Origin of the sequence: Halopolyspora algeriensis (assembly GCF_003337235.1) — a bacterium.
Taxonomy (GTDB): Bacteria; Actinomycetota; Actinomycetes; order Mycobacteriales; family Pseudonocardiaceae; genus Haloactinomyces; species Haloactinomyces algeriensis.
The window spans coordinates 1-21,202 of the sequence record NZ_QPJC01000007.1 but is presented as its reverse complement, the minus strand read 5'-3'; the positions used below and the strand labels follow the sequence as shown (position 1 = coordinate 21,202).

Genomic DNA, 21,202 nt, shown 5'->3' with positions numbered 1-21,202 from the left:
GTGTGCCCAGGGAGATCAACTCGGCCCGGTGGCAGGCGCGCATCGCCGCTCCGGCGCCCCCGCGCGAGAGCGCTGCGCGTCGCCGACTCCCGTGGCCGGGTGTGGTAGGGGGTCAGCCGCGGAGGCGGGCCCGTCGGGTCAGAGCACCTGGCGGATGGCGTGCTCGAAGTGGTCCACGTGTGCCACCGCGATCCGGTCGGCGCGCTCGGTGTCCGCCTCGATGACGGCCTTGAGCAGTTCACCGTGCTCGACGACGTGATCGGTGACGTCGGGCAGGCGATCGAAGAACAGGCACCAGATCCGCACGGCGAGGTTGTAGTACTGGCCGAGCGTGGCTTCCAGGTAGCCGTTGTGGGTGCAGCGGTACACCGTCCGGTGCACCCGGGTGTCCACGTCCATGATCGGCGCCTGTGCGCCGGGCAGGGACTCGACCAGCTCGCGCAGCTCCTCCAGTTCGGTGCGCTCGGCGGTGGTGGCGCGTTCGGCGGCTCGCCGTGCCGCGTGACCTTCCAGCCTGCGGCGCACGTCGGCGATCAGGGCGTGGTCGGTGATGTTGACCTCGGTGACGAAACTCCCGCGGCGGGGGTAGATCGCGATCAACGACTCCGCCTGAAGCCGCTTGACGGCTTCCCGGAACGGCGTGCGGCCGATGCCCAGTTCACCGGTCAGGATCTCTTCCCGGATCGGTGAGCCCGGCGGAAGCCGCAGCGACAGGATGAGGTCCCGCAGGGTCAGGTACGCGCGCTCGGCCTGCGAGAGGGTGCCCGCGTGGTCCATGCTCGTGAAGCCGTCACCCGATGGGGAATTGACCGCTGGTGGCATGAATCGTAGCCTACCTCACAGACTGACATATCAGTTGTCGAGTAGTTGTATTCGAGAATTCTTCACTGGTGTCTCCGGCCGACCGACCGGAACAACGGCGTTCCTCGCGCAGAAGGCTTTCGCTCACAAGGAGTCACTGTGGTCACATCTCGGCACGCCCTGCCCGATCCGCCCGCACGCCTGTGGCGCAACCCCGAACCGAAACGCAGCTACGATGTGGTGATCGTCGGTGCGGGCGGGCACGGGCTGGCCACGGCGTACTACCTGGCCCGCAACCACGGTATCCGCGATATCGCGGTCCTGGAGCGAGGCTGGCTGGCGGGCGGGAACATGGCCCGCAACACCACGATCATCCGGTCGAACTACCTGCTCGACGCCAGCGCCGCGCTCTACGACCACGCGTTGCAGCTCTGGGAGCAGTTGCCCGACGAACTCGAATACGATTTCCTGCTCAGCCAGCGCGGAGTCCTCAATCTCGCGCACACCGAGCAAGAGGTGCGCGACTCCCGGCGTCGGGCCTTCGCCAACGAACTCAACGGCGTCGACGCGGAATGGGTCACTCCGGACGAGATCGCCGAAATCTGCCCCATTCTGAACACGTCCGCAGATCTGCGGTATCCGGTGCTCGGAGCGACACTGCAGCGCCGCGCGGGCATCGCCAAGCACGACCACGTGGCCTGGGCCCTGGCGCGCAAGTCCGACGAGATGGGTGTGGATCTCATCCAGGAATGCGAGGTCACCGGCTTCCTCACCGAGGGGGATCGGGTCACCGGCGTGCAGACCACCGCCGGACCCATCGCCGCGGGCCGCGTCGGGCTGGCGGCGGCGGGGCGGACCAGCCTGCTCACCGACACCCTCGGTATCCGGCTGCCGCTGCAGAGCCACCCGCTGCAGGCACTGGTCTCGGAACTGCTCGAACCGGTGCACCCGTGCGTGGTGATGTCCAATCACGTGCACGTCTACTGCAGCCAGGCACACAAGGGCGAGCTGGTGCTCGGTGCGGGCGTCGACTCCTACAACGGTTACGCCCACCGGGGTTCGGTGCACGTCATCGAGAACCAGCTGGCGGCGGCCGTCGAATTGTTCCCGATCTTCGCGCGGGCGCACGTGGTGCGTACCTGGGCGGGCACGGTCGACGTCACCCCGGACGCGTCCCCGATCATCGGCCCGACCCCGTACGAGAACCTCTTCGTCAACTGTGGATGGGGCACGGGTGGATTCAAGGCCACTCCCGGTGCCGGCTGGGTGTTCGCCCACACCATCGCCACCGGTGAGCCCCATCCGCTCAACGCCCCGTACGGCATGGAGCGCTTCACCACCGGGGCGCTCGTCGACGAGCACGGTGCCGCCGCCGTCGCGCACTAGAGAAGGGCCGTGGGAATGACTTGCGTACACGAGTCACAGGTCAGTGAGAAGGAATTTTCGTGGAATCGGGGTCGACATGTTGCAGATTCGCTGCCCGTGGTGCGGTGACCGCGAGGAAACCGAGTTCCGGTACGGCGGTCAGGCCCATGTGGACTATCCGCGGGATCCGGCGGCACTGGATGACCGCGCCTGGGGTGAATACCTGTTCGTCCGGGACAACCCGAAAGGGGAGTTCGCCGAACGGTGGGTGCACACCGCCGGTTGTCGGCGGTGGTTCACCACGGTCCGGGACACGGCGACCAACCAGATGCGCGCCGAGCTGCCCTCGGCGAGAAAGCCGGTGATGTGATGACGAGCCCTCACCGCCTCGATTCCTCGGTCCGGGCAGGCCGCGTCGACCGCACGCGCAGGCTGCGAGGCACTGTCGACGGGGTCGAGCTGTCCGGCCACCCCGGCGACACGCTGGCCTCGGCCCTGCTGGCCGAGGGCAGGATCGTGGCGGCCCCGTCGATCCACCGGGGCCGCCCGCGCGGCATCCTCGCCGCCGACTGCACCGAGCCCAACGCCCTCGTACAACTGCACGGTGCCTGCCCGGAACCGATGCTGACCGCCACCCGGGTCGAGCTCTACGACGGGCTGGTCGCCGAGAGTCTGTCCGGGGTCGGGCGGGTCGGCCCCGAGGCGGACACCGCGGTGTACGACAAGAAATACGTGCATGCCGATGTGGTCGTCATCGGTGCGGGCCCGGCCGGAATCGCCGCGGCGCTGTCCGCGGGCCGCAGCGGTGCGCGGGTCGTCCTCGTCGACGAGCAGCGGGAACTCGGCGGCGCGTTGCTCGACGGTACCGAGCGGATCGACGGTCACCCGGCCACGGAGTGGATCGGCCGTGCCGTGCGCGAACTCGTGGAACTGCCGGAGGTCCGGGTCCTGACCCGTGCCAGTGCCGTCGGCTGCTACGAGGGCAATTACCTGCTGGTCGCCGAAAAACGCACCGATCACCTGGCCGAGGCCGGGCCGCAGCAACCGCGCCAGCGGCTGTGGCACCTGCGGACCCAACGGGTCGTCCTCGCCACGGGGGCGCACGAGCGGCCGATGGTCTTCGCCGACAACGACCGGCCCGGCATCATGCTCGCCTCGGCCGTGCGCAGCTATATCAACCGCTATGCCGTGCTGCCGGGGCAACAGGCGGTCGTTTTCACCACATCGGACAGTGCCTACACCACCGCGCTGGAACTCCTCGACGCGGGAGCACGGGTGCCTGCCTTGGTGGACACGCGGCCGGACCCGCCCGCCCACCTGGCCGAGCAGGTCCGGGCAGCCGGGGGGCAGGTGTATCCGGGTTCGGCCGTGGTCGGCACCGGTGGGCAGGAGCGGATCTCCTCGGTCCGGATTTCGGAGCTCGACGAACAGGGCTCCCTGACGGGCACGCCCCGGGAGGTCGAGTGCGACCTGCTGGCGGTCTGCGGTGGCTGGAATCCGGTGGTGCACCTGTTCAGCCAGGCGGGCGGGACCGTGCGGTGGGACCCGGTCGTGGCGGGATTCCTGCCGGAGGAACCGACCGGTTCGCTGCCGAAGGTCGTCGGAGCCGCACGCGGCACCTACGATCTCGCCGGCTGCCTGTCCCAGGGGCTGGCGGCAGGAGCCGAAGCGGCGACCACGAGCGGTTTCCGTGTCGCGGTGCCGCCGGTGCCGCCGGTCGCGGGAGACCGGCCGAGCACCCGCCCCCGTCCACTGTGGCTGGTCCCGGCGGAGGAGGGCACTTCCGAGCAGTGGCACACCCATTTCGTGGACCTGCAGCGCGATTCCACTGTGGCCGATATCTGGCGCGCTCTCGGTGCGGGGATGCGCTCGGTGGAGCACGTCAAGCGCTACACCACGATCTCCACCGGTCAGGACCAGGGCAAGACCTCGGGAGTCAACGCCGTCGGGGTGATCGCCGACGCGCTGATGGCCGGCTCGCCGGGCGAGGTCGGTACGACCACCCACCGTCCGCCGTACACCCCGGTGCCGTTCGCGCTGATGGCCGGCCGCGACCGGGGCGGGCTGCACGATCCGGTGCGCACCACGCCGATGCACTCCTGGCACGTGGCGGCAGGGGCGGTGTTCGAAGACGTCGGCCAGTGGAAGCGGGCGCGGTACTACCCCCGTGCCGGGGAGGACATGGATGCCGCCGTGCAGCGTGAATGCCTCGCGGCGCGGACCGGCGTGGCCATGCAGGATGTGAGCACCCTCGGCCGCATCGAGGTGGTGGGCCCCGATGCCCCCGAGTTCCTCAACCGGATCTACACCAACGGGTTCGCCAAACTGCCGGTCGGCAAGGCCCGCTACGGCATGATGTGCACCGCCGACGGGATGGTGCTCGACGACGGCGTGTCGATGCGGCTGGCCGAGGACCGGTACCTGATGAGCACGACCACCGGAGGTGCGGCGGGAGTGCTCGACTGGCTGGAGGAATGGCTGCAGACCGAGTGGCCCCATCTCGGGGTGCACTGCACCTCGGTCATCGAGCAGTGGGCGGCGGTGGCGGTCGTCGGTCCCGATTCCCGCGCCGTGGTCGGGCGCATCGCGCCGGAGCTGGACGTCTCGGCGGAGGCGTTCGGGTTCATGGAGTTTCGGGACACCGTGCTGCGCAGCGGGGTCCCGGCACGGATCTGCCGGGTCTCGTTCTCCGGTGAACTGGCTTACGAGGTCAATGTGCCCGCCTGGTACGGGCTCGCCGTGTGGGAGGAGGTCGCCGAGGCCGGAGCCGACCTGGGCATCACCCCTTACGGCACCGAGACCATGCACGTGCTGCGGGCGGAGAAGGGATTCGTGATCGTCGGCCAGGACACCGACGGCACGGTCACCCCGTTGGATCTGGGCATGGACTGGGTGGTGTCCCGGCGCAAGGACTTCGTCGGCAAGCGGTCGTTCGCGCGGCCGGACACCGCTCGCACCGACCGCAAGCAGCTGGTGGGACTGCTGCCGATGGATCCGCAGCAGCAACTGCCGGAGGGGGCGCACCTGGTCGATCCCGACGGGCCGCGGCAGCCCCCGGTGCCGATGCTCGGACACGTCACATCCAGTTACCGCAGCGCCGCGCTCGGGCGGACGTTCGCGCTCGCACTGGTCGCCGATGGCCGGCGCCGCGTCGGCGAGGTGCTGTGCGCACCCGCCGGGGGGACCGACATCGCCGTCGAGGTCACCAAGCCGATCTTCTACGACGAGGAAGGAGTCCGCCGTGACGGTCGTCAGTACGAATGAGTCATCGACCGAGGTGGCCGGCCTGCGACGGAGCCCGCTGGCCGGCCGCCGGGACGAGCTCGCCGCGGCAGGTGTGGAGGGACTGCGCGGGGTCCGGCTGGGTGAGGAGCCGTTCCTGAGCCAGGTGAACCTGCGGGTGCTTCCGGCGAGTCCGGCAGCCGCCGGAGTCGAGCAAGCACTGGGAACGATCCTGCCGCGCGAGCCCAACCGGGTGACAGGCGATGAGCACGACGCCGCCCTGTGGCTGGGGCCCGACGAGTGGCTGGTGGTGGCGCCGGACGGCCGGGCCGACGGGATCGTGGAAGCGGCGCGGACGGCGATGGCGGACTCGCCGGGGTCGGTGGTGGACGTCTCGGCCAACCGGACCACGCTTCGATTGGCCGGACCGACCTCCCGGGAGGTGCTGGAGAAGGTCTGCTCGCTGGATCTGCATCCGCGTGCCTTCCGGAGCGGACAGTGCGCGCAGACCCTGGTCGGGCGGGCACAGGTGGTGCTGTGGCAGGTCGGCACCGAACCCGCGTACCGGCTGATGGTGCGTGGTTCCTTTGCGGACTACCTCGCGGACCTGCTGCTGGATGCCATGGCCGAGTTCACCCATCGGTGAGCTGCCCTGCTCATGGCGAGACGGTGGTTCATGGCTCCCCTGGACGGGGCCGGCACGGGAGTTGCACAATGAGAAACAAGAGTTATGATCTGCCGCACACGTGATTTATCATTACAAAAAGGTCGAGACGCGCGGATGGTTCCGGTGTGTGCCACCGGAGCGGATACGGTTGGCCCGTGGGTAACTCAGAGGATGGACGCGCCAGGAATTCCGGAGCGCTCGTGCAGTCCGTCGACAGGGCTGTGACCGTCCTGGAGTTCCTGGCGCGCAACGGTGAAGCCGGGATCACCGAGATCGCCGGCGAATTGGGAGTGCACAAGTCCACCGCTTCCAGGCTGGTCAGCGTGCTGGAGACCCGGGGCATGGTCGAACAGCTCGGAGACCGCGGCAAGTACGCGATCGGCTTCGGTGTCGTGCGGCTCGCCGGGGCGGCGACCGAACGCATGGATCTGCCCCGCCTCGGACGCCCGTTCTGCGACTCACTGGCCTCCGAACTGGGCGAGACGGTCAACATCGCGATCCGGGACAACGACGTCGCCATCAACATCAGCCAGGCACGCGGGACCGCGGCGGTCACCGCGCACAACTGGGTCGGTCAGCGCACCCCTCTGCACGCCACGTCGAGCGGGAAGGTACTGCTGGCGCACGCACCGCCGGAAGACCAGGACGACCTTCTCGCCGAAGAGCTCGAACGGTACACGGTGCGCACCATCATCGAGCCCGACGAGCTGCGCCAGGACTTCGCCGCGATCGTGCGGGACGGCTATGCCACCAGCTACGAGGAACTGGAACTCGGCCTCAACGCCGCCGCGGTGGCGGTGTACAACCACGATGGCGGCGTGATCGCGGCGCTGAGTGCTTCCGGACCGTCCTACCGGTTCTCGCGGAGGCGTGTCCGGGAAGTCGTGGACGCGATGACGGTGGCCTCCAAGGATCTCTCGGCTCAGCTCGGCTACCTGGAAGCCTGACCTCCGGCCGCGGCGCGGCCTTTTCCCCACCCCTGCAGCCGGTGCGCCGGGGCACGGCTACGCACGGCTATCGCCGAGCGTGCGACCGGACCACTCCGGCTTCTTCCTCGCGTTGCCGGATGCGGCACTGTTCGAGCGCCCGGACGTGATACGGATGATGCCGCCACGAGTCCGGCAGAGTCTGCCCGAGCAGCCGGAACCCGTACAGGGTCGGCGTGGTGCTCCAGTCGGTCGTACGCAGCGCCGGAAGGCCGTAGAGAGTGCGTGCCCAGCGTGGCAGCGTGGCCACGGCCAGCGTCGCCAGCGCGGTCCATGCGGGCCGTGCCGGGGTCAGCAGCTGCACCGTGGTCGCCATGGGCGGCCACAGCAGGAACAGGGCGGCGCGCCGCGCGGCTGCCGTGCAGCGCAGCTCGGTGCGCACCGTGTGGAAGTAGTCCTCGAGCGCTGCCGCCGAGTCCGGAACGCGCTGCGGGGGGACGCCGACCAGGCGCGCGGCGACGACCTGCTCGGCGACGTAGCGATCGGCATCGCCGTCCGACAGTGCCGGCCCACTGCGCCGCGCGACGGACAGGAACGAGTCGACCTCGCAGCAGTGCACCCACAGCAGCAGGTCGGGATCGCTCACCCGGTAGGGCCGCCCGGATTCGGGTTCGATGCCTGCCAGGCCGTGGTGTGCCCGCCGGACGGCGGCTGCCGCACGCCGGGCCGTGGGCCTGTCGGCGAAGGTCAGAGTCGCGACGTAATCACCGGTGCGCTGCAACCGCCCCCACGGATCGTCCCGGAAATCCGAATGTTGATCCACACCCGCCATCGCCAGCGGATGCAGTGCCTGCAGCAGCAGCGCGCGCAGGCCGCCGACCCACATGACCGCGGGATCACCGTGCAGGCGCCATGTCACCGAGTCCGGGCCGAACAGCCCGGTGTCGGTGAAGCGTGGCTGCAGCGTGTGCATGGTGGATCCTGATGGTGAGGCGGTTGTGTTCCAGCATGGCACGGGGTCGGCCGATGGCACGACACGCCGATGCCCGACGCGCGTGCTCGTCGGGCACGGGAATTCAGGCGTCGCCGCCGCCGAGGTCGGCGGGCCGGATCCGGAACACCTGCAGTCGGAGGTTGTAGTACTTGGTGGTTTCGCCGACCCATTCCATGCCGAGGTTGCGTGCCGTGGCGATCGCACGGGTGTTGTTCGGCCTGGCCACGGCGAACAGCTCGTCGACGTCCCGGGTGAAGGCCCACCGCATGAGCACGCGGCTGCCTTCGGTGGCGTACCCGTTGCCCCACTCGTCGGGACGTATCTGCCAGGCGATCTCGATGTCCTCCTCGTACGGTGGAAGCAGCCGCAGGGCGACCCCGCCGATGACCGCATCGTCCGCCCGCCGCACCAGCGCCCAGTGCCCGGTCGGGGGCATCATGTTGGGCTGGGCCTCGATCCAGGCCTCCAGCACCGAGCGCATCGCGGCGGGATTCGGAACCTGCTGCATCGCCGGCGTGAGCCATTCCGCGACCTCGGCCGATCCGTAGATCGCGAACGCCGCCTCGGCGTCGTCGACGGTCCAGTCCCGCAGCAGCAGGCGGTCGCTTCGTAGCGCCGGGTCCATGCGGGCACGGTATCGCGGATCGCGCCCGTCGGCCCGGTGTCCGATCACCGAGCCGATGAGAGTGAACGGAACTTTCACCCGCATAGAAGTGACGAAAGTTCCGTTCACTCGGTGAGACCGGGGACACACATGCCGGGGAACCGTGGCCGCGGGCATGTTGTACCTTGCAGGCCATGTCGTCTTCCTCGCCCACATCTCCCGCGCAGGCTTTCGACGCCCTGATGGGGGGTAACCGGCGATTCGTGGACGGAGATCGCCTGCATCCGAACCAGGATGCCGATCACCGGTCCGCGCTGGCGTCGGGACAGCACCCGTTCGCGGTGCTGTTCGGGTGTTCCGATTCGCGGTTGGCGGCCGAGATCATCTTCGATCGGGGCCTGGGCGACCTTTTCGTCGTGCGCACGGCCGGGCATGTGGCCGGTCCCGAGGTGCTGGGCAGCATCGAGTACGGCGTCGGTGTGCTGGGGACGCCGCTGGTGGCCGTGCTCGGGCACGACTCGTGCGGAGCGGTGACCGCGGCCAGGGACGCGTGCACCGGCGGGAGCACTCCGCCGGGCTATGTGCGGGATGTCGTGGAGCGCGTCACTCCGAGTGTGCTCGCCGGACAGGCGGCGGGGCTGACGGAGGTCGACCAGCTCGTGGACGAGCACGTCCGGCGCACCGTGGACCTGCTGATGGAGCGCTCCACGGTCCTGGCGACCGAGGTGTCCGAGGGGCGCTGCGCGATCGCGGGGCTGTCCTACCGCCTGTCCGAGGGCGCTGCGCGACTGGTGGCTTCGCACGGGCCGCTGGTGGGGGAGAGCGCGGTGACCGGTTCGGCGGAGTGAACGCCGCTGCGGTGCGACGCGGGGAAACCGGCTTCCGGCCGGGCGCCGTTGCGCGAGTGCCGGCCGGCGGTGCGAGGCCTCAGGCCGTGCGGAGGGTGTAGAGCGCGATCCCGGCCGCGACGCTGACGTTGAGCGAGTACTTGTTCCCGTGGATGGGGATCTGCAGCAGCAGGTCGCAGCTGTCCCGCAGGGCAGGGTCGATTCCGTGGACCTCGTCGCCGAGCAGCAGCGCGATCTTCTGCGGCGGTGCGTACTCGGCGAGGTCGATGGCGTGCGGATCGATCTCCAGGCCCGCCACCGTGTATCCCGCCTCGCGCAGCGAGTCCAGCAGCGCGGCCACGTCCGTGTGGCGCTCGAAGGGCATCGTGCTCTCGGCGCCTGCGGCGGCCTTGGCCATCTGGCGGGTCTGCCGGGCCTGCAGCTTGGCGCTGCGCTCGTCACCGGGATGAGTGGGATACGGGGTGAAGCCGGTGACGTACACCTTGTCCACGGCGAAAACCTCGCCGGTGCGCAGCAGGGAGCCGACGTTGTGCACCGACCGCAGGTTGTGCGCGATCGCCACGATGCTGCGCTGCCCACTGGTACTCACAACGGCAGAAGCCTACCTGCAGGTAGCGAGCTCCGGTCGTGGTGGTGCCGAGGACGGGCCACACAGCGGACAACGGGTCTGTCCTTGCGGTGAATGTTGGCGGAGCGGGGACCACTGAGCGTCCGAAATCAACCGGAACCACGACGCATTTCCACTGTTCCAGCGCCTTCGACCTGTTCCAGCGCCTTCGATGCTGGAAAGGGAGGAGTACCGACTCCCCGCCACTTTCAACGTATAGCGCACCAGGGGGCTTGTGGCAAGACCCGGGTCGTGCCGCAGGCTTGTCGGCCGAGCCTGCGGAAATGGGGGATCGTGATGATCGACGTGATCGTTGCCGGCGGCGGACCGACCGGCATGATGCTGGCCGGCGAGTTGCGGCTGCACGGCGTGCACGCGCTCGTGCTGGACAAGGAGGCGGAGCCGACCCCGGTGGTCCGCGCGCTCGGCCTGCACGCGCGCAGCATCGAGGTGATGGACCAGCGCGGTCTGCTGGAGCGGTTCCTCGCGCACGGCCGGCAGTACCCGGTCGGCGGTTTCTTCGCAGCCATCCCCAAACCCCCGCCCGGGCAACTGGACACCGCGCATGGGTACGTCCTCGGCATCCCGCAGCCCACCACCGATCGCCTGCTGGCCGAGCGCGCCACCGAGCTCGGCGCCGAGATCCGGCGCGGCTGCGAACTGGTCGGGATCAGCCAGGACGAACACGGGGTGACCGCCGAGCTGTCCGACGGCACGCAGCTGCGCTCGCGCTACCTCGTCGGCTGCGACGGCGGACGCAGCACGGTGCGCAAACTGCTCGGCGTCGGCTTCCCCGGCGAGCCCACCAGTGTCGAGACGCTGCTGGGCGAGATGGAGGTGACCGAGGATCCGGAGACCGTTGCCGCCACCGTCGCGGAAGTCCGCAAGACCCAACTGCGGTTCGGCGTCGGGCCCCTCGGGGACGGGGTGTACCGCGTCGTCGTGCCCGCCGAGGGGGTGACCGAGGACCGCTCGGTCCCGCCGACCCTCGAGGAGTTCAAGCAGCAGCTGCAGGTGTTCGCCGGCACCGACTTCGGCGTGCGCTCACCGCGCTGGCTGTCCCGCTTCGGTGACGCCACCCGGCAGGCCGAGCGGTACCGGACCGGCCGGGTGCTGCTGGCCGGCGACGCGGCGCACATCCACCCGCCGACCGGCGGGCAGGGGCTCAACCTCGGCATCCAGGACGCGTTCAACCTCGGCTGGAAACTGGCCGCCGAGGTCGACGGCTGGGCCCCGGAGGGGCTGCTGGACAGCTACCACACCGAACGGCACCCGGTGGCCGCCGACGTGCTGGACAACACCCGCGCGCAGATGCAGCTGCTGTCCACCGAGCCGGGACCCCGGTCAGTGCGCCGGCTGGTGTCGGAGCTGATGGACTTCGAGGACGTGAACCGGTACCTGACCGAGAAGATCACCGCGCTCGGGGTCCGCTACGACTTCGGCGAGGACCATGACCTGCTCGGCCGGCGGATGCGGGACGTGGGGCTGAAGCGGGGTCGCCTCTACGAGTTGATGCACGGTGGCCGCGGGCTGCTGCTCGACCAGACCGGCCGGCTCTCGGTGGCGGGCTGGGCGGATCGCATCGACCACGTCGTCGACGTCAGCGAGGAACTGGACGTGCCCGCGGTGCTGCTGCGACCGGACGGCCACGTGGCGTGGGTCGGTGACGATCAGCAGGATCTGCTCAGCCGGCTGCCCACGTGGTTCGGCGCCGCCGCCGGCTGAGCGCGCAGTCGTGGCCCGGTGGGGTCTTGTGCCGGCCCACCTCCGACATGCCTCGGTCAACAGCAACCCGGGCGCTGTTGACCGAGGGCGGGGCCAGGCATTCGATCCGCTCGACCACCACCGCGGCCGAGTGGGCGCGGTGGATATGCTGCGAGGGTTCCAGCAACGAATCGGCCTGGCAAGGAGCAGCGCGCATGGCGGATCAGGGGCGCGAGCAGTGGAGTAGCCGCTTGGGCTTTCTCCTCGCTGCGGTCGGCTCGGCGATCGGTCTCGGCAACATCTGGCGGTTCCCGTATGTGGCCTACGACAACGGTGGCGGCGCGTTCCTCGTCCCGTATCTTGTCGCGCTGCTGACCGCAGGCATCCCGATGCTGATCATGATGTACAGCATCGGGCATCGGTTCCGCGGCTCACCGCCGCTGGCCTTCCGCAAGCTTGCCCGCCCTGCCGAGGCGATCGGTTGGTGGCAGGTACTGATCAGCTTCGTGATCGCGACCTACTACGCGGTCATCATCGCGTGGGCGGTGCGCTACGTCGGGTTCTCCTTCGGCGCCCAGTGGGGACAGCAACCCGACACGTTCCTGTTCAACGACTTCCTGGCCCGAGCGGGGGAACCGGGCATGGTGTCGGGGTATGTCGGCAACGTGCTGTGGCCGCTGATCGCCGTATGGGTGGTCGCGCTCGGCGTGCTCGCACTGGGGATCCGCAAGGGCATCGAGCGCGCGAACAAGGTGTTCATCCCGCTGCTCGTCGTGCTGTTCCTGATCCTGGTGGTGCGAGCACTGTTCCTGCCCGGTGCCGCGGTCGGTCTGAACGCGCTGTTCACACCGGACTGGTCGGCCATCACCGACGGCAGTGTCTGGGTTGCGGCATACGGCCAGATCTTCTTCTCCCTGTCGATCGGATTCGGAATCATGATCACCTACTCCTCGTACCTGTCGCGGAGGGCCGATCTGACCGGAACCGGTTTGGTCGCCGGCTTCGCCAACAGCTCCTTCGAGTTGCTGGCGGGTATCGGCGTGTTCGCAACGGTCGGGTTCATGGCCGCCGCTACGGGAGTTCCGCTCGACCAGGTCGCCACCGACGGGATCGGCCTGGCCTTCGTCGCCTTCCCGACGATCATCTCCAGCATCCCCGGTGGCGCCACCCTGTTCGGGGTGCTGTTCTTCGTCTCGCTCGTGCTCGCCGGGCTGTCGTCGCTGATCAGCATCGTTCAGGTCGTCATCTCCGCCGTGCAGGACAAGACCGGGATGCGCAGGCTGCCCGCCGTGCTCACCGTGGGTGGAGCGACCGCGCTGGCCTCGATCCTGCTGTTCCCGACCGCGGAAGGGCTGTACCTGCTGGATACGATGGATCACTTCATCAACGCCTACGGTGTCGCGCTCGCCGCTCTGGTAGCACTGATCACGGTCGCGTGGTTGCTGCGGAAGCTGCCCATGCTGCAGGCGCACGCCAACGAAACCTCCGTCGTCCGTCTCGGGGTGTGGTGGCAGGTGCTGCTCGGAGGGGTCACGCCGGTCGTGCTGGGCTGGATGATGTGGGACAGCCTGCGCGCCGAACTGTCCAGCAACTACGAGGACTACCCGACGTCGTTCCTGATCGGCGCGGGCTGGGCGGTGGCGATCGGAGCGATCGTGCTCGGCATCGTGTTCGCGCTGATGCCGTGGCGGCGCGGTGCCGAAGCTGCCACGGGTGAGGACGTCGGAACAGGAGTGACGCGCTGATGTCGACGGCTGCCATACTCATGATGATCATCGCGATCGTGCTCGTGTGGGGCGGATTGCTCGCCTCGGCCATACACTTGCGCCGCCACCCGGAGCCACGCGAGCACGACGAACCCGACCAGTAGTGCACCACTGCCCTGCTGTGCATCACCGCAGGTTGAAGTGATCTCGGCCGGGCCGGTGAAAGATCGCCGGTCCCGGCGATATTCGGTCGCCTCACCGCCGGCCAAGCTTCCCTGTGATCTCCGGCATGCGGCCGTATCGACCTGGCTGTCCGCCGGTGTCCCGCCGACTCGGGTCGCCGAATGGCCCGGGCACAGCGTGACCGTGCTCCTGCAGATCTACGCCAAGTGCCTGGCAAGGCAGGGGTGCCGCACAGCGCCGTATTCAACAAACGTTGAAAGCAGGATAGCCGGGAACGTGTGTGATCTTGGCCATCTGCCTCGCCACGCGTCAGGAAACAGGTTGCCCGTACGCAGGGCGTATCACTGGAGACGCCGATGGTCGGCACCGCTGTTCGGAGCAAATACGACCGACAGGGGCCAGGTAAAGATCGAGCTCGAGTATGGTCACACCGCTTACGAACCGCAGTCTTCACGTAGGGATGTAGCAGTGCCGGACTTGTCGGTTGACATCGGGGGACTGGACGCGCTCGGCAAGAACCTGGACCGGACCACCGAGAACATCAGCAGCGCTACCAAACGCATGGAAAAGGCCGGTCCGGATTCCATCGGCCCGGAAGGCCTCGATCAAGCTTGCTCCAACTTCAGGGCCGACTGGAAGGAAGGCTTGGACAAGCTCCGTGACGCGGTCGAAAAGATCAAGGGATCTCTTGACGCTTCCAAGCAGTGCTATGTCGAGCTCGACAGTGCCATCGCGCAGGACTTGGAGAAGATGGCAACCGGCGTTGCCGTAGCGACCAGTGGAGAACCGGCAGGCGGTCAGAACACGGCGGGGGATGCGTGATGAGCGGCACGAAGTATCCATCGCTGGGGTTCGATCCCGCTCGCGGCAATGTGGCGATGGTGCGAGACATCGCCGAGCAGATGACCGACACCGGCAAGTATTCCGAAGAGGCATATGACGTACTGAAGTCCGTTCAGGGCCAGCGGGACGTGTGGACAGGTGAAGCTGCGCGAGCGTTCGCGGAAGATCTCGGCGAGCTGCCGAAGTACCTGAACGATGCGCACTCCTCACTGGAGGCTGCCGGTAAGGCATTGCGAACCTGGGGCGACCGCCTGGAGGAACACCAGAAGGAAGCGGTACGCCTGGAACAGCAGGCGCGCCAGGCACTCGAGGACTACAACGCCAAGAATGCCGCGGCAGAAGCCGCCCGCAGCGCGGCCGTGCAGCAAGCGGACAGTCCGGAGTTGCGCGATAGCGCAACAAAGAAGATCAACGCCGCGAATGACGCGTGGGGAGCGGTCGAAGCCATTCGAAAGAAGGCCGAGGCTCTTCAAGACACCTGGGAAGATGACGCCAGAACATGCTCGAAAGCCTTGAACGAGGCGGCTGAGAAAGCACCGAACAAGGCCTTTTTCGAATCCTTCGGTGAGCTCTTCGACGACCCGGGTAAGTGGTTCAAGGACCACCTCGGTGACCTCGGTGACATCGCCGGGATCGTCTCCACGGTCGCCGGCGCACTGGCGCTCATCCCCGCGTTCATCCCGATTGCCGGGCCAATAGCGTTGGCCGCAGGTGGAGTGGCGCTCGCTGCCCATGGCGGGGACATGGTGGCCAACGAGAAGTACGACGACCCCAATGCTTGGATGACAGTTGGTGGCGACGTGCTGGGGGTACTTCCGGGTGTCGGTGCCGTGTCCAAGGGTTTCAATGCGGCAGGCGACGTCGTGGCGGGAGTGGATCGCGTGGTCGACGTTACCAGGACAACCGGCGCGGCCGGGATGCTCGATACAGCGGGAGAGGCCGTAGCCAAAGGCAGTAAAGGGTTTTCGGATGAAATTGATTCGGTCGTGAGAGACATGAAGGAACCCGCCAAGGCATTCCAATGGGTCGCGGAGAAAGCAGTGGGAGGAAATCAGCTTCTCGCTGATGCTGCCACTGCAGGCGCACAGGAAAGCGCGGCCAAGGTGCTTCAAGGAGGCACCGACGTGGCATTGCAGGTCCCTTCTGGGGTGGGCCTGTTCGAAAAAGGTCAGGACACCACTGATGCCAAAAATTCCGCCGGTGCGGCTGGTGCCATTCTGAGTGGTATCCAACTCAAGTGAGGGTGACAGTTGTTGGCTGCGGGAGTAGAGGACGAATGTGCGGTTCCGATTTGCTTCACGGTTCCGGAACAGCTTCATCACGTAGATTTCGACGAAGATCCTGAACAGCGGATCAGACGTGGATACGAGAATATCGCCGCGTCGCTGGGCGGAGCGTCTGTTGCCGAACAGGTGCACATAGTATTCCTTCAGGAGTTGATGCTCTCTCAGCTTCTGAATCAGGGAGCGGTCTACGTGGGCCACTGCGTCGCGCGTTCGGACGCTGATCCGTCCAAGCTGACCACATCGCAGTTCAGCATTCTGGTCAAGGAGGCCGACTTGTCGGCCCATCGGCCGCTCGCCGCAGTCGCCAGTGCTCTTCGGCAGCCGGACGGGCGTCGCAAGGTCGGGTTTGCGGACTACCCAGCTGGTGAGGCTCTCGTGGTCGGAGAGGAAGTAGAGGTTCGACTTCCGGTGTCGGTAACGGGAAAGTCGGTGGAAAACGTCCACCGCGTTCGACAAGCACAGGTGATCCTCCCGTTCCCCGGTGGCCGGAGGATGGCTGTACTCGGTGTGTCCAGCGAAAGTTTGGACGACTGGGAGCACTACGTGTCGATGCTGAACGGGATCGCCACCAGCGTCTCTTTCACCGACCCGGCAAAGAAGTCAATCGGTGATCTACTGGCTGGGCTCTGAGGACCCCAGGACGGGAGGAGCGGTCGAATGGGCACGATTATTGGGAGTTCTCTCTTCGCCTTGGTCATGCTGTGGGTGGCGATGGATCGGATCATCCCGCTCTTTCAGAGCGTGGGTAAGGCTGCTGCACGTGTTCGAGGCGATCTGTACGGTAGCAGGAATAGCGATGGGTACGCCGAGGTGGCGCGATGGAAGATACATCCGCTGTCCGACCACATGGTAAAGGAAATCGCCTCGGCAGAGGGGCTTCGGTACGTTCGCGATTCCACTAGGTACGGAAGTCGATACATGCAGTTCTTCGATCATCCGCAATCTCGAAAGAAAGCGAGCGGCCGTGCGTGAGGAAATAGCCGACAGTGTTGCCCTGTGGATACTGTTGCCGTCGCTCTTATTTTCTTTCCTGGTTGTCGGTGCGCATCTGTGGGGGGTCCCGCGCAGCATCAGGAACAGACGCCGGAAGCGGCAGTTGCTGCAGCTTGAAAAAGCACAGGTCGAGGATCGGTACCGGTGGGGAGATTTTCACATTGACTGGGTGCACTACCGGGAGCTTTCAAAATCCGAGATCATCGATGTGCTCGGAAAGCTGGGATGGGCATTCCGGGGCGAAGACCTACAGGACAGAGGCTGGTTCCTGTGTTTCGTTCGCAGCCCTGCAGAAGCGCCCGGACAGGTGCGCGAAGCAAGTTCCGGGCAGCGGTTGACTGACGAACTCAAGACTGCCGAGCCGGATGTTCGCGGCCAGTACCGACTCGACACCTCCCAATACGGGGACCTGTCGCGCGCTGACATCCGGGCAGCCGCCGAGGCGGTTGGATGGGCCATAACCGGCACCGATCCTGCTTCTGCCGGGAACATGCTGCTCTTGTCCCGACCTGGCGATGTCGTGTTGGACAACGACGATGGCTCGTTCGTTCAAGGAGCGACACCGACTGAGCTGCGGCAGGATCCGGTGGTCGCCGCACGCGCAGAAGAAATCAAGCGCGACAACGGGACCGATCCACTCTCTCCCACGCAGCTGAACTGGGCGCGGGAGCGGCACAAGTACTGGGCGAAGCGGTTCAACAGACAGGTCGCGCTGGCGTTCTTCTACGGGATCTTCGGCACGATCATCTTGTTCGGAACACTGGGATCCTTCGAGCCCGGTGATGGGAGTCGCTTCTACGTCATGCTGGCCATCGCAGTGGTGATGCTCTCCCTGTTGGGGGTGGCGATGTTCAGGGCGGTACTGGTGCGGCGGAAACGACGTGCGGAGATCGGTGATTTCCTCGACGCCTACGGAGAACTCAACACGCTCGCCGAGAACGATGAACGCCACAGCCGGCACCAGTGAGAGTGCGTCGGTGGTGGAGGGGCGAGTCCGAGGATTACCGGTGTGCGATGTTCCAGGACATCGAGTCGTTCGAGGGCGAGCGCATGGGTTCGCGGTGGTGGGCCTGGCAGCGAGCGCAGACGTGGGTCGAGGGAAGAAGGGACGTCAGTGGCTACGGGACGCGCACGTACGGGGCACTGTCCTCAGGCGCGATGTTGTCCGACTGTTGCCATCCGAGCCGATTCTGACACGTGAGCACGCGGTTGCTCGGAACACGGTCCGGGCCGCGTTCGGAGTGCTGGAGAGGCTGAACTCGTGGAAGTTCTGCTCGGCCATGGTCTGCGGATAGCCGGCGAGGCTTCCTCAGCCAGCCGGTCTACGGCAGCGAGTGGGTTCGTCTCGGGCTCGTCGGCGTCGCGGTTCCCTCTGGTGAGCGCTTCGAACAGCACAAAGTCCTCGCGTCGAATCAATGAGCTCGTGCACGATACCCGGCGGCTCACACGAACACAGCGCTACATCTTGCGCGTGTCTTCGGAATCTCCGACCGCTACCTCACCGAGGTGGAGCAGGACCGCATCGGCAGCACACTCGATGACACCCGTCCGCTCGTGAACTGCTGTGTGGCTGTCTCCGGCCGCGACGAGCACATGGTGACGGGGCATGAGTGACCGAACCGGTTCGAGCGACTCGTAGTGCGCCCTCGTGCCGGCAACGGGCACAGCAGCCCGGAGTAGTGGCGTATGCGCTGCTGTCGAGCCACCCATTACGGATGTTCTGGGCACGGCAAGTACCGCGCCGCTGAGAACACAGACGGTGACCATACCCGGCTTCTTCGGGGAAGAGGGTGTGTGGACTGGCTTGGGTAACATCGAAAAGGCGCCGCCTGGGCGGCGCCTTTTTCGTGTCGGAAGGTGGGAGGCCGACAGACTGCTCGACTGCTACGCAGAGCAGCTGCCGTCTCGCAGAGCGGCACGGGTGGTGCCACGAGCTTCCTGTCTCACCGTGGGGTAGAGGTTAAGTCAGAGCCAGCTCTTCGGTCTGCAGGTTCGTCGGCAGGAGCGTGACCAGCTCGTCGTGACTGGGCCACGTTGGCGTACCGCCTCCGCTGGCATGGATTGCTGCACGGATCGCAGCCTGCCCGATGGCTATCGCCTCGTTGGCCGACGAAGCCACGACGCTCGCTTCGATCTCGATGACACTGTTGCGACGATCCACCGACACCGCTGAGTCCTTCAGCTCCGAAGTACATGCCTCTTGGTTCAGGAGTGCTTCGGTGAGCTGGTCACCGTGCTCGAAAAGATCGAGACCCGAGTGCTCGGGGCGGACTGTGAACGTCCAGTGAATGAACACGCCTACCTGCATCCAGCACCTCCCTCGGTCTCCGTGCACGGTTGCCTGTATAGCCACTGTAGTGCCTGCTTGCCGTAATTGGGGTTGCTTGGGGTCAGATGGATCGATCGCTGATGGTCACCGCACGGGCACTTCACCCGGTAGTACTTCGGAGGGTCCTCAACTCGCCATCCATGCTGGTCGTATACCTCAAGTACCTCTTCGAGATCTTTACGGGGGTGCTTTTTCCAGTAGCCCATGCAACCTCCGTGCTGGCACCACAGTATCGGCAGACCGGTCCTTGGTGTGCCCCAGAGGAAGAAATCACACCACAGGAGCAATCGAGCGTAGCGGAAAGGAGCGAGGAACCCGTGCAGCCGCTGGAAGCAACGCCGGGCCGTCCCGAACAGCTCGAACCGAGCTTGCAAAACCATATGGCCAACGCATCAGCTCAAGTCGTGTCCGCGCATTGTCCGTGAACACCCGCACGAGGCCGCATCGAGTCGGGAACACCCGCAGACGCCGTGATCGCCCGAACACGGCATGTCCGCAGGTGAGCGGCCGTTTCAGGGAGGTGAGAGAAGGTGCCCCCGGTCAGATTCGAACTGACACTACACGGATTTTGAGTCCGCCGCCTCTGCCGATTGGGCTACGGGGGCCGCTGCTTCCAGCCAGGGTACTCCACCGGTGATCAGCGGTGCCGCCAGGGGTGTGGCCGCGACTGTTCGAGCAGCCTCCCGCGGCGTGGCGGGCGGTCGATTCGGTGTCGCCGCTCACTCTCCCTGCTCAGAGAGCCTGCGGTATGCGGGGCTAAAATGCACTCTCCGGTGCGACCGCACCGGCAGACCCGAGAACCATCCAGGAGGACCCGGTGACCACGCCGGCTGCCGAGGACCCAAGTGCGGCTCAGACGACGCAACGCCGCGTGCTCGTGGCCGAGGACGAGGCGCTGATCAGGCTCGATCTGGTGGAAATGCTGCGGGAAGAGGGCTACGAGGTCGTCGGTGAGGCCGGTGACGGGCAGGAGGCGATCCGCCTCGCGGACGAATTGCGTCCCGACCTGGTCATCCTGGATATCAAGATGCCCAAGATGGACGGGATCGAGGCTGCCTCGTCGATCGTGGGGGAGCGGATCGCCCCGGTGGTGATCCTCACCGCGTTCAGCCAGCGGGACCTGGTCGAGCGAGCCCGGGACGCGGGAGCGATGGCGTACCTGGTCAAACCGTTCGCCAAGCGCGACCTGGTCCCGGCGATCGAACTCGCCGCCTCCCGCTTCACCGAAGCCCAGGCCCTGGAGGCGGAGGTGACGGAGCTCTCCGAACGTCTCGAGGCGCGCAAGACGATCGAACGTGCCAAGGGCCTGCTGATGAGCAACCACGACCTGTCCGAGCCGGAGTCGTTTCGCTGGCTGCAACGCACGGCCATGGACCGGCGCACCACGATGAAAGCCGTGGCGCAGGCCGTGCTGGACAACCTGGAGTAGCCCGAGCGCTCGGGGAGACCGAGTGGCTCGCCTCCGCCTCCACCCGCTCCGGCCCCCCCGCTCCGGCCCCCGGCTGTTCGGCGCCGGGAGCCGGAATGCTCTCACTGCCCCGGTGGCTGGTCGCGCAGCACGCAGGTCAGCCGGGCCGAGCAGGTCCGCTTCCCCCGCTCGTCGGTGATCACGATTTCGTAGGTGGCCGTGCTGCCACCCCGGTGCAGGGGAGTGGCCACGCCGGTCACGACACCGTCCGTGGCAGCGCGGTGATGGGTGCAGGACAACTCCAGTCCGACCGCGATCCGCCCCGGCCCGGCGTTCAGCACGGCCGCGGTGGAACCGAGGCTCTCGGCGAGCACGGCGTTGGCGCCGCCGTGCAGCAGCCCGTACGGCTGCCGGTTTCCGGAAACCGGCATGGTCCCGACCACACGATCGGGGGTGCATTCGGTGACCTCCATGCCCATCCGATGCCACAGCAGTTCCTCATCGGGCACCTGCGACTCGAACAACATGGGATTCTCCCCGGTCAGCGCTTCGCCGTTCTCCGTGGCCGTCACTGGATCGTCCTCCTCAACCTGTGCGCACCAGTGGTCAGGGGTGCAGCCTAGATGGTTGATTCCGTGAAGGTCGCGTGAAGGGGCCGGGCACGGGGATAGGTGGAGGGTGTTCATGATCGATGTGTGACGAAAGACCTGAACACC

At 66.9% G+C, this 21,202-nt stretch carries 21 protein-coding genes, 1 tRNA gene and 1 pseudogene; 16 read left to right on the top strand and 7 right to left on the bottom strand.

Annotated features, from left to right (window positions below; all coding sequences use genetic code 11):
• Nucleotides 1–138 precede the first annotated feature (138 nt).
• Nucleotides 139–822, bottom strand: a complete 684-nt coding sequence (locus tag DFQ14_RS12095) for a GntR family transcriptional regulator (protein ID WP_114453365.1) — start codon at nucleotides 820–822, stop codon at nucleotides 139–141.
• Between the two features lie 138 nt (nucleotides 823–960).
• On the opposite strand from DFQ14_RS12095, the gene DFQ14_RS12090 reads away from it, so the two are divergent.
• The 5 genes from DFQ14_RS12090 (at nucleotide 961) to DFQ14_RS12070 (ending at nucleotide 7,002) form a co-directional block, all read left to right on the top strand.
• Nucleotides 961–2,187, top strand: a complete 1,227-nt coding sequence (locus tag DFQ14_RS12090) for a sarcosine oxidase subunit beta family protein (RefSeq protein ID WP_114453364.1) — start codon at nucleotides 961–963, stop codon at nucleotides 2,185–2,187.
• A 76-nt stretch (nucleotides 2,188–2,263) separates the two neighbouring features.
• Nucleotides 2,264–2,536, top strand: coding sequence for a sarcosine oxidase subunit delta (locus tag DFQ14_RS12085; protein WP_114453363.1), 273 nt, complete (start codon nucleotides 2,264–2,266; stop codon nucleotides 2,534–2,536).
• Nucleotides 2,536–5,430 (top strand): 2Fe-2S iron-sulfur cluster-binding protein, encoded by a 2,895-nt coding sequence (locus DFQ14_RS12080; RefSeq protein ID WP_114453362.1) that lies wholly within the window; start codon nucleotides 2,536–2,538, stop codon nucleotides 5,428–5,430. The genes DFQ14_RS12085 and DFQ14_RS12080 overlap by 1 nt, the downstream gene beginning before the upstream one ends.
• Nucleotides 5,408–6,034, top strand: a complete 627-nt coding sequence (locus tag DFQ14_RS12075) for a sarcosine oxidase subunit gamma (RefSeq protein ID WP_114453361.1) — start codon at nucleotides 5,408–5,410, stop codon at nucleotides 6,032–6,034. The genes DFQ14_RS12080 and DFQ14_RS12075 overlap by 23 nt, the downstream gene beginning before the upstream one ends.
• A 176-nt stretch (nucleotides 6,035–6,210) precedes the next feature.
• The gene (locus tag DFQ14_RS12070) at nucleotides 6,211–7,002 is read left to right on the top strand and encodes an IclR family transcriptional regulator (RefSeq protein ID WP_420810158.1); all 792 of its coding nucleotides are present in this window, start codon (nucleotides 6,211–6,213) and stop codon (nucleotides 7,000–7,002) included.
• A 67-nt stretch (nucleotides 7,003–7,069) separates the two neighbouring features.
• Here DFQ14_RS12070 and DFQ14_RS12065 read toward each other — a convergent pair whose 3' ends face one another.
• Together DFQ14_RS12065 and DFQ14_RS12060 are read right to left on the bottom strand one after the other, a co-directional pair.
• Nucleotides 7,070–7,954, bottom strand: coding sequence for an oxygenase MpaB family protein (locus tag DFQ14_RS12065; protein WP_114453359.1), 885 nt, complete (start codon nucleotides 7,952–7,954; stop codon nucleotides 7,070–7,072).
• A 103-nt stretch (nucleotides 7,955–8,057) separates the two neighbouring features.
• Complete coding sequence (locus tag DFQ14_RS12060; RefSeq protein WP_114453522.1) at nucleotides 8,058–8,600, bottom strand: GNAT family N-acetyltransferase; 543 nt, start codon at nucleotides 8,598–8,600, stop codon at nucleotides 8,058–8,060.
• A 173-nt stretch (nucleotides 8,601–8,773) separates the two neighbouring features.
• Here DFQ14_RS12060 and DFQ14_RS12055 point away from each other — a divergent pair, with 173 nt between their 5' ends.
• Nucleotides 8,774–9,427 carry a carbonic anhydrase gene (locus DFQ14_RS12055; RefSeq protein ID WP_114453358.1) on the top strand — a complete coding sequence of 218 codons (654 nt, stop codon included), beginning with the start codon at nucleotides 8,774–8,776 and terminating at the stop codon, nucleotides 9,425–9,427.
• Between the two features lie 79 nt (nucleotides 9,428–9,506).
• Here the strand turns inward: DFQ14_RS12055 and DFQ14_RS12050 are convergent, their stop codons facing one another.
• A complete protein-coding gene (locus DFQ14_RS12050; protein WP_114453357.1) occupies nucleotides 9,507–10,016 on the bottom strand; it encodes a TrmH family RNA methyltransferase in 510 nt (169 codons plus the stop codon).
• A gap of 315 nt (nucleotides 10,017–10,331) precedes the next feature.
• Here DFQ14_RS12050 and rox point away from each other — a divergent pair, with 315 nt between their 5' ends.
• From rox to DFQ14_RS12005, 9 genes and pseudogenes are all read left to right on the top strand, one after another.
• Nucleotides 10,332–11,759 (top strand): rifampin monooxygenase, encoded by a 1,428-nt coding sequence (rox, locus tag DFQ14_RS12045; RefSeq protein ID WP_114453521.1) that lies wholly within the window; start codon nucleotides 10,332–10,334, stop codon nucleotides 11,757–11,759.
• A 194-nt stretch (nucleotides 11,760–11,953) separates the two neighbouring features.
• A complete protein-coding gene (locus DFQ14_RS12040; protein ID WP_114453356.1) occupies nucleotides 11,954–13,483 on the top strand; it encodes a sodium-dependent transporter in 1,530 nt (509 codons plus the stop codon).
• The gene (locus tag DFQ14_RS12035) at nucleotides 13,483–13,608 is read left to right on the top strand and encodes a methionine/alanine import family NSS transporter small subunit (protein ID WP_114453355.1); all 126 of its coding nucleotides are present in this window, start codon (nucleotides 13,483–13,485) and stop codon (nucleotides 13,606–13,608) included. The genes DFQ14_RS12040 and DFQ14_RS12035 overlap by 1 nt, the downstream gene beginning before the upstream one ends.
• 88 nt (nucleotides 13,609–13,696) lie before the next feature.
• Nucleotides 13,697–13,895 (top strand): annotated as a pseudogene (locus DFQ14_RS22305) (tyrosine-type recombinase/integrase); the annotation flags it as partial.
• Nucleotides 13,896–14,095: 200 nt separating this feature from the next.
• Nucleotides 14,096–14,449, top strand: a complete 354-nt coding sequence (locus DFQ14_RS21875; RefSeq protein WP_158546694.1) for a type VII secretion target — start codon at nucleotides 14,096–14,098, stop codon at nucleotides 14,447–14,449.
• Nucleotides 14,449–15,711 (top strand): putative T7SS-secreted protein, encoded by a 1,263-nt coding sequence (locus DFQ14_RS12020; protein WP_114453354.1) that lies wholly within the window; start codon nucleotides 14,449–14,451, stop codon nucleotides 15,709–15,711. Before DFQ14_RS21875 ends, DFQ14_RS12020 begins: the two co-directional genes overlap by 1 nt.
• 12 nt (nucleotides 15,712–15,723) lie before the next feature.
• Nucleotides 15,724–16,386 (top strand): hypothetical protein, encoded by a 663-nt coding sequence (locus DFQ14_RS12015; RefSeq protein WP_141921313.1) that lies wholly within the window; start codon nucleotides 15,724–15,726, stop codon nucleotides 16,384–16,386.
• Nucleotides 16,387–16,413: 27 nt separating this feature from the next.
• Nucleotides 16,414–16,728, top strand: a complete 315-nt coding sequence (locus DFQ14_RS12010) for a hypothetical protein (protein WP_114453352.1) — start codon at nucleotides 16,414–16,416, stop codon at nucleotides 16,726–16,728.
• On the top strand, nucleotides 16,721–17,716 hold the full coding sequence (locus tag DFQ14_RS12005) for a hypothetical protein (protein WP_141921312.1): 996 nt from the start codon (nucleotides 16,721–16,723) through the stop codon (nucleotides 17,714–17,716). Before DFQ14_RS12010 ends, DFQ14_RS12005 begins: the two co-directional genes overlap by 8 nt.
• A gap of 993 nt (nucleotides 17,717–18,709) precedes the next feature.
• Here the strand turns inward: DFQ14_RS12005 and DFQ14_RS11995 are convergent.
• Nucleotides 18,710–19,057, bottom strand: a complete 348-nt coding sequence (locus tag DFQ14_RS11995) for a hypothetical protein (RefSeq protein ID WP_141921311.1) — start codon at nucleotides 19,055–19,057, stop codon at nucleotides 18,710–18,712.
• A 552-nt stretch (nucleotides 19,058–19,609) separates the two neighbouring features.
• Nucleotides 19,610–19,683: transfer RNA gene (locus DFQ14_RS11985), tRNA-Leu, on the bottom strand.
• A 212-nt stretch (nucleotides 19,684–19,895) separates the two neighbouring features.
• On the opposite strand from DFQ14_RS11985, the gene DFQ14_RS11980 reads away from it, so the two are divergent.
• Nucleotides 19,896–20,507, top strand: coding sequence for an ANTAR domain-containing response regulator (locus DFQ14_RS11980; protein ID WP_114453348.1), 612 nt, complete (start codon nucleotides 19,896–19,898; stop codon nucleotides 20,505–20,507).
• 101 nt (nucleotides 20,508–20,608) lie between these two features.
• Here the strand turns inward: DFQ14_RS11980 and DFQ14_RS11975 are convergent, their stop codons facing one another.
• Nucleotides 20,609–21,013 (bottom strand): PaaI family thioesterase, encoded by a 405-nt coding sequence (locus tag DFQ14_RS11975; RefSeq protein WP_114453518.1) that lies wholly within the window; start codon nucleotides 21,011–21,013, stop codon nucleotides 20,609–20,611.
• Nucleotides 21,014–21,202 lie beyond the last annotated feature (189 nt).